General features: G+C 44.8%; 12 protein-coding genes. 7 read left to right on the top strand and 5 right to left on the bottom strand.

All coding sequences use genetic code 11. The features are described from left to right. Nucleotides 1–280 precede the first annotated feature (280 nt). Together P5683_RS21915 and P5683_RS21910 are read left to right on the top strand one after the other, a co-directional pair. Entirely contained in the window at nt 281–2,407 is a 2,127-nt protein-coding gene (locus P5683_RS21915; protein ID WP_396442935.1) for a glycosyltransferase 61 family protein, read from the top strand. Nucleotides 2,408–2,456: 49 nt separating this feature from the next. Continuing rightward, on the top strand, nt 2,457–2,612 hold the full coding sequence (locus P5683_RS21910; RefSeq protein ID WP_315640549.1) for a tetratricopeptide repeat protein: 156 nt from the start codon (nt 2,457–2,459) through the stop codon (nt 2,610–2,612). A gap of 78 nt (nt 2,613–2,690) precedes the next feature. On the opposite strand, the gene P5683_RS21905 is transcribed toward P5683_RS21910, so the two are convergent. Then, a complete protein-coding gene (locus tag P5683_RS21905; protein WP_315669481.1) occupies nt 2,691–2,834 on the bottom strand; it encodes a hypothetical protein in 144 nt (47 codons plus the stop codon). Between the two features lie 129 nt (nt 2,835–2,963). Here P5683_RS21905 and P5683_RS21900 point away from each other — a divergent pair, with 129 nt between their 5' ends. Both P5683_RS21900 and P5683_RS21895 read left to right on the top strand, forming a co-directional pair. Then, on the top strand, nt 2,964–3,233 hold the full coding sequence (locus tag P5683_RS21900) for a type II toxin-antitoxin system VapC family toxin (RefSeq protein ID WP_315640547.1): 270 nt from the start codon (nt 2,964–2,966) through the stop codon (nt 3,231–3,233). A 205-nt stretch (nt 3,234–3,438) separates the two neighbouring features. Beyond that, nucleotides 3,439–3,567: a hypothetical protein gene (locus tag P5683_RS21895; RefSeq protein WP_315644913.1), complete on the top strand. Its 129-nt coding sequence runs from the start codon at nt 3,439–3,441 to the stop codon at nt 3,565–3,567. Here the strand turns inward: P5683_RS21895 and P5683_RS21890 are convergent. The 4 genes from P5683_RS21890 to P5683_RS21875 form a co-directional block, all read right to left on the bottom strand. After that, complete coding sequence (locus P5683_RS21890) at nt 3,542–3,682, bottom strand: hypothetical protein (protein ID WP_315648805.1); 141 nt, start codon at nt 3,680–3,682, stop codon at nt 3,542–3,544. The genes P5683_RS21895 and P5683_RS21890 overlap by 26 nt on opposite strands. A 30-nt stretch (nt 3,683–3,712) precedes the next feature. Beyond that, nucleotides 3,713–3,961, bottom strand: a complete 249-nt coding sequence (locus tag P5683_RS21885; protein WP_315640545.1) for a hypothetical protein — start codon at nt 3,959–3,961, stop codon at nt 3,713–3,715. A gap of 146 nt (nt 3,962–4,107) precedes the next feature. Continuing rightward, complete coding sequence (locus P5683_RS21880) at nt 4,108–4,599, bottom strand: hypothetical protein (protein WP_006670244.1); 492 nt, start codon at nt 4,597–4,599, stop codon at nt 4,108–4,110. Continuing rightward, on the bottom strand, nt 4,596–4,874 hold the full coding sequence (locus tag P5683_RS21875; protein WP_006615913.1) for a UPF0175 family protein: 279 nt from the start codon (nt 4,872–4,874) through the stop codon (nt 4,596–4,598). Before P5683_RS21875 ends, P5683_RS21880 begins: the two co-directional genes overlap by 4 nt. Between P5683_RS21875 and P5683_RS21870 the strand changes: the two genes are divergently transcribed. Genes P5683_RS21870 through P5683_RS21860 form a run of 3 tightly spaced genes read left to right on the top strand, consistent with a single transcriptional unit; the run spans nt 4,867 to nt 5,816 of the window. After that, on the top strand, nt 4,867–5,001 hold the full coding sequence (locus P5683_RS21870) for a hypothetical protein (protein WP_260378525.1): 135 nt from the start codon (nt 4,867–4,869) through the stop codon (nt 4,999–5,001). The genes P5683_RS21875 and P5683_RS21870 overlap by 8 nt on opposite strands. A 57-nt stretch (nt 5,002–5,058) precedes the next feature. After that, the gene (locus P5683_RS21865) at nt 5,059–5,475 is read left to right on the top strand and encodes an element excision factor XisH family protein (protein ID WP_006670242.1); all 417 of its coding nucleotides are present in this window, start codon (nt 5,059–5,061) and stop codon (nt 5,473–5,475) included. Continuing rightward, nucleotides 5,463–5,816 carry a XisI protein gene (locus P5683_RS21860; RefSeq protein WP_006670241.1) on the top strand — a complete coding sequence of 118 codons (354 nt, stop codon included), beginning with the start codon at nt 5,463–5,465 and terminating at the stop codon, nt 5,814–5,816. Before P5683_RS21865 ends, P5683_RS21860 begins: the two co-directional genes overlap by 13 nt. The last annotated feature ends 351 nt before the right edge of the window (nt 5,817–6,167 follow it).

Below are 6,167 nucleotides of genomic sequence, written 5' to 3'. Positions count from 1 at the left end.
AATTTCAGTAATCCTGCTAGGGTAGTGGTAGGCCGGCTGTGATGTAATGCGATCGCTTCATCCAACTTCCCAGACCTTTTCAACTGATTCGCCTGTCTCAGTAACTCACCCGCACTCATTCCTTGACTACTCCTCATAATTAACTTCCCAATCCACATTCAACCCTGACACACACCGTAATTATACCATATCACGATACTTACGCAACTTGACAAATTTCTATGGCTGTGGTATAATGGGGGACAGTTTCGGCATTTTTTTAGTCTGGGGAGTCAGCAAATTGGTCAGCGATTTAGATAGGGGTAATCAACTGCTGCGGAGTGGTAAGCTAGAAGAGGCTGTGGCGGCTTATCAAAAAGCGATCGCACTTCATCCAAATTTCCATTGGTCTCACTACAAGCTGGGACAAGCCTTAGAACAGTTGGGACGTTTAGAAGAAGCGAGAGTAGCTTATCAGAAAGCAACGGATTTGAATCCCAGTTTGGATAAATTTGCGCCCGAGTTAGAGTCGGTTAATAGTATCGAAAACTCAGACATTAATTCATCTGAACGACTAGCTAAAAAAATTTACGGGCAGTTTCCAACTTCAACTTTTTCAAGTTTGTTGCCAGTAGATAACCAAAGTTTTTTAAGTGATGTTGATTGCTTTAGAATTCTCATAGAAACTATTAAGCCACAGATCATTATTGAAGTTGGCAGTTGGAAGGGTCATTCAGCAATTTTAATGGCTCAAAATTTACGTGATTTAAACCTTAATTCTTCTCGTGTACTCTGCGTGGATACATGGCTGGGTAACCTAGAACACTGGGAAAAGGAAGTATGGCGTAATCAACTTTATCTAAAACATGGTTATCCTAGTTTGTACGAGAGATTTTTGAGCAATGTTATTAGATCTGGATTAAAGGACTACATTATACCATTTCCTATGATATCAGCAACAGCAGCAGCTTTTTTTGATAGAAATGAAATCAAAGCCGATCTCATATATATTGATGCAGCCCGTGACTATGAATCTGTGACCAACGACCTGCACAATTTTTATCCGTTACTGAGTCAGGGTGGGATTATATTTGGAGATGATTTTCCATATCCTCCTACAGGGAATGCTATTCGTGATTTTGCCATAAGCAAGAACTTGGGGATAATAACGCAAGGAAGAAAATGTATTCTCTTGAGAAATGACCAGTTGAGTAAATTTGCCAACCATAAGAGTTTGACTCTGGTTTTAGAACCCCAATCCATTAATAAAAACAAAATCAAGCTCTCACCGATGGCTATAGATAGCTCAGAGATAGTTATTGCTGAAAATGAAAATTTACTCTTTGCTGCGGAAGAAGAAAAAGTTTATATATACAAGCCAAATTCAGATGAAAATGTCACCAATTTTGGTGTGGATAATATCATACAAAAAGCTTGTTTTGATTCTTCTGTTAAAACAAGTAAGTTTCAAAGTATTATATATACTCCCAAGCCTGTTTATTTAGCTCGCTTCCCCTGGGCTTTGGTACTTCCTTCTAGCCCCTCTTTGGTAATTTCTCGGATGAAAAAATATTGGCAGGATTCATTATATCTAGTCAACTGGCAGGCTTTATCTGATCAAAGCGACAAAGGAATACTGATGCTGACGGAGGACATCAAACCTCGGATTATTAATGAGCCAACGATACTACTTGCGGCAGGTTTCGCTTATAACTATTATCACTGGCACACTCAGTTATTACCAGTAGCTTATTATTTAAAAACAAAAATTAACTCAGGCAAATTTAGAGTAATTTATCATGACTTGAATAATTGGCAAAAAAGAAGTTTGCAGTTACTTGGAATAGATTTATCAGCCCTAGAGCCGGTAGGTAATGAAACGCTTTTATGTCGATCTCTTGTTTATTCGTCATACTTATCAGGCATAGCTTTTGTACTACCCCCCCAGATAAAAAAAGTGTTTGATTCAGTTAAAGATTATTATTGGGAAAATGTTAAGAATCCCATCAAGGATTTACCAGAATTGATATTTATTAGTCGAGAAGACCAACCCAGTCGCAGAAAGTTATTGAATGAATATGAAGTGTTTAGCGCTCTTGAAAAATTAGGATTTGTTAAAGTTACCCCTGGTCGTCTTTCCTATGAGCAACAAATTCAGACTTTTGCTAATGCCAAGGTCATAGTTAGTCCACACGGAGCTGGCTTAACTAACATAGTATTTGCTTCTTCTAACTGCACAGTAATTGAGATATTTCCAGAAAACTATATTAACATTTGCTATTGGCGTTTAAGCCAGGTTTTCAACCATAAATATGCTTATATTGTAGCTGAAGTAGATGAGGCGCAAAAGCATCTTCATTACAGTAAAACAGAATGTAGTGTTTCAGTAGATGCTGTCGTTAACGCTGTCTCCCATGTTTTGGTATAATAGCCGATGGTTTCGGCATTGCATATGCTTTATCTGGGGAGTCAGCGAATTGGTCAGCGATTTAGTTAGGGGTAATCAACTGCTGCGGAGCGGTAAGCCAGAAGAGGCTGTGGATGCTTTTCAAAAAGCGATCGCACTTCAGCACTTCATCCCCATTTCCCAGGATTTCAGTAATCGTGCTAGGGTAGTGGTAGGCCGGCTGTGATGTAATACGATCGCACCTTGCCACCTCCCCCTGCGGCGAAAGAATTTATTGAGGCATCAACCCGAATTATATCACCCGTCAAAGCGATCGCCAACCGCCGACTCCCAGCCCACATCCCCCCTTACTCCCCCCATAAGCGGGTATATTAGCAGAAGTGGCGATCGCCCCAGTCCTCAATCCGTATAACTCCCCTTCCGCCAAGGATGGGTGCGACCCTGCCAATTATACAGGCAAGATGCCCCGAAAACGAGCCATAATTGGTGAGCAAATCAAAGCCTCAATCACCCATCAAATGGCGATCGCCCACCATGCCAAACATTGCTTTGACCACGGTGAAATTTGAGTGATTTTATGGGGCGAAGCGAGAGTGAAAATCCGCCGCCAAACTTGGCAATGCCACCAGAATTTGGAGATTTTTTGGTCTCCTTACCTGGGGATGATAGAGCCGCCAAAAATGCCCGAGAAATCCCAAACAACTTGGCGAGTTGCCGAACCCCAATCGACCCTGATGATTTGCTGATGGCGGCGCGAGCCATGGTCAATAATTTAATATTGGTCACTCACAATACCAGAGAATTTGAGCCGGTATCCGAGTTGAGAAGAGAAGATGGGGAAGTGTAGCTCCCATACCGAGGGCGGCGATCGCATTACCTAGAGCGAGCGGCATTCGGTTTGCCGGAATAAAGCATTCGGTTATCCGTACTTGACAAGTGTAGTTGATTGTGGGTTGATTAAAATCCTTGGCAAGAATATCCTGATGATGGTATAATCCCTGGGTGAATCCAACCGGTCTATATAGACTTGATTCTGGGGAGTCAGGGATTTAGTGAGGGGTAATCAACTGCTGCGGAGCCGTCAGCTAGAAGAGGCGGTGGATGGTTTTCAAAAAGCGATCGCCATCCCCATTTCCCTGGATTTCAGTAATCCTGCTAGGGTAGTGGTAGGCCGGCTGTGATGTAATGCGATCGCACCTTGCCACCTCCCCCTGCGGTGAAAGAATTTATGGAGGCATCAACCCGAATTATATCACCCCTCAAAGCGATCGCCAACCGCCGACTCCCAGCCCACATCCCCCCTTACTCCCCCCATAAGCGGGTATATTAGCAGAAGTGGCGATCGCCCCAGTCCTCAATCGGTATAACTCCGGTTCCGCCCAGGATTGCGACCCTGCCAATTATACAGGCAAGATGCCCGGAAAAGGAGCGATCGCCTAGTCTGTGGGTAGAGCGATCGCGCTTCTGTGGGGACCGCTGCACCCGCCACATCACATCAAACACCTTCCGCGTCGTGTCCGGGTGCCGGAATGCGATCGCGACAACGGCTGTCGTCAGCAATTCCGATGGAGCCATGAGGGCTGGGGGTTGACGGGATGGGAGCGACGCTCTCGATTATACAGGCAAGATGCCCGGAAAAGGAGCGATCGCGCAGCGTGGGTACACATATCGCATTTCCCAAGTCTGATGCCGAGACGACAAACGGAGCGACCCCGACTCATTCACAGCCGTTCCAACTCCGATTCAAACATCCGAATCAGTTGCGAACTCAAACGAATGCCATTTTTAAGCAACTGCGAAACCGATTCCCTGGCTTCCTGCCGAGTCATTAAATCTGCACCGACAGCAGCCAGTAAAAGCCCCAAACTTCCCTTCACAGGTAAACCCAAACTCAAAGCGACCCGCCGTCCCAAACGCTCATCAATCAAGACCCAATCCCCTTGGAGTTCCCGACTCAACAAAATGACTTCAAATTCTCCGGCATCGAGTCCCAAAAGTAACGGTTCAATACTGGAAGTCCCTGCCGGAGCTTGCACGATCGCCCCCGTTCGAGTTAAAATCGCTTCGCGACCCGGGCGATCGCCCCCCTGAATAGCCACCTCTCGATATACGGTGGGCGGGATAAAAATCTCATCAAATAACCGGGGTAACAGTTGCAAGCGATCGATGAGACTCAAAGCAATTAATGGCCTCCCATTGACAACAACCTTCATCGATCCCTCAATTTCTCGGCTAATTCTCGACTGGTTTTCGCCTCCTCTTCAAACTCAGCTTCGGTGTAGTCGATCGCGGCAAATCCCCGTTCGCCAATCAAACGATAAAACTCCAAACGGCTGCATCCCAAAATCTCCGCCGCCACCCCCGAAGAAATTTTACCCTCTTCATAGAGTTGACCCAAAGTCAAAATCATCACCCGTCGCTTAAACCCTTCGGGTTCTTCCCGACAAGCCACCAACAACTGTTCTGGAAATTCAACGAAAATGCTCATTTCACCGAACCCGATGCAATACTCGGTCAATTTAGGCGATCGCACTCCCGATTATACAGGCAAGATGCCTGTGCTACACGAAGAGCGATCGCATTGTATCTGGTTTCTGCCAACTTTTCGGAGTTGATAACAAACAGTCGAACTAAGTGCTAAAATCTGAACCCATGAGGTGGGGTTGAATGAGATGCCGGCAAAAGATATTTATCATAACTGTGTCAAAATAGCACTGCTCAAAGATGGATGGACAATTACAGATGACCCTCTCAGTCTCAAAGTTGGTCAAAAAGATATTTTCATAGATTTGGCAGCCGAGAAACTTTTGGTCGCCGAAAAACAGGGAGTAAAAATTGCAGTAGAAGTTAAAAGCTTTGTCGGAAAATCTGAAATCGAAGATCTAAAAAATGCCCTGGGTCAATATTATCTATACGACAAAATACTCAAATACTTGAACTCGGACAAAAATCTTTATATTGCCATCAGAAAGGCAGTTTTTCAACGATTATCAGCCGAAACAATCGGTCAAATTATCCTGTCAGACCAGAATTTAAAACTGATTGTTTTCGATCCAAACTTGGAGGAAATTACTCGATGGATAAATTAAACAAATACCACCCAATCATCTGCGAAGTTATGAAGCCTTACGCCCGGATTAATTACGCCAATATTCCGGTCAAAAATCGCGCCGCTTTTGACGGTGAAAATGGTCAGTATTTGATTCTATCCGAAGGATGGATAGAGCAACAACACTTTCATAGCTGTCTCCTTCATGTGGAAATTATCGACGATCGCGTTTGGATTCAGTGGGACCAAACCGAAGATGGAATTGCTGATGAATTGGTGCAAGCTGGTATTCCCAAAGAAGATATCATCTTGGGGTTCCACGAACCAGAAGTCAGACAATATACGGGGTTTGGGATACCCAGCGTCAGTTGTCAGAATTGACACTCCCCGCTCTGAAGAGACCCGGAGTGTCAACAATACATTGTAAGTCACCCTCATTTGAGTTTAGATATCCCCACAACTCGGGCGATCGCATAGCACGAATCGCCATTCGGTTTGACGGAACAAAGTATTCGGTTATCCGCACTTGACAATTTTTTAAAAATCTGTAACAGAGTGCCGGCTGAGTTACAGGAGTCAATATCCGGTGCGATCGCGCTTCTGTGGGGACGGCTGCACCGGCGGCATCACATCAAACACCTTCCGCGTCGTGTCCGGGTGCCGGAATGCGATCGCCAGGTTTCTCGAAGTTTCCAGAAACAAGCGATCGCCTTTCCCAACCACCCAGGGGTC

The organism is Limnospira sp. PMC 1279.21, from assembly GCF_032349615.1.
GTDB lineage: Bacteria > Cyanobacteriota > Cyanobacteriia > Cyanobacteriales > Microcoleaceae > Limnospira > Limnospira fusiformis.
The sequence above is the reverse complement of the archived record's forward strand: the minus strand, read 5'-3'. Positions and strand labels throughout refer to the sequence as shown.

Excerpts from the sequence above, each read along its gene's own strand:
- P5683_RS21900 (WP_315640547.1), top strand. The coding sequence starts at position 2,964 with ATGGGGCGAAGCGAGAGTGAAAATCCGCCGCCAAACTTGGCAATGCCA.
- P5683_RS21890 (WP_315648805.1), bottom strand. The coding sequence starts at position 3,682 with ATGTGGGCTGGGAGTCGGCGGTTGGCGATCGCTTTGAGGGGTGATATA.
- P5683_RS21885 (WP_315640545.1), bottom strand. The coding sequence starts at position 3,961 with ATGGCTCCATCGGAATTGCTGACGACAGCCGTTGTCGCGATCGCATTC.
- P5683_RS21880 (WP_006670244.1), bottom strand. The coding sequence starts at position 4,599 with ATGAAGGTTGTTGTCAATGGGAGGCCATTAATTGCTTTGAGTCTCATC.
- P5683_RS21870 (WP_260378525.1), top strand. The coding sequence starts at position 4,867 with ATGCTCATTTCACCGAACCCGATGCAATACTCGGTCAATTTAGGCGAT.
- P5683_RS21875 (WP_006615913.1), bottom strand. The coding sequence starts at position 4,874 with ATGAGCATTTTCGTTGAATTTCCAGAACAGTTGTTGGTGGCTTGTCGG.
- P5683_RS21865 (WP_006670242.1), top strand. The coding sequence starts at position 5,059 with ATGCCGGCAAAAGATATTTATCATAACTGTGTCAAAATAGCACTGCTC.
- P5683_RS21860 (WP_006670241.1), top strand. The coding sequence starts at position 5,463 with ATGGATAAATTAAACAAATACCACCCAATCATCTGCGAAGTTATGAAG.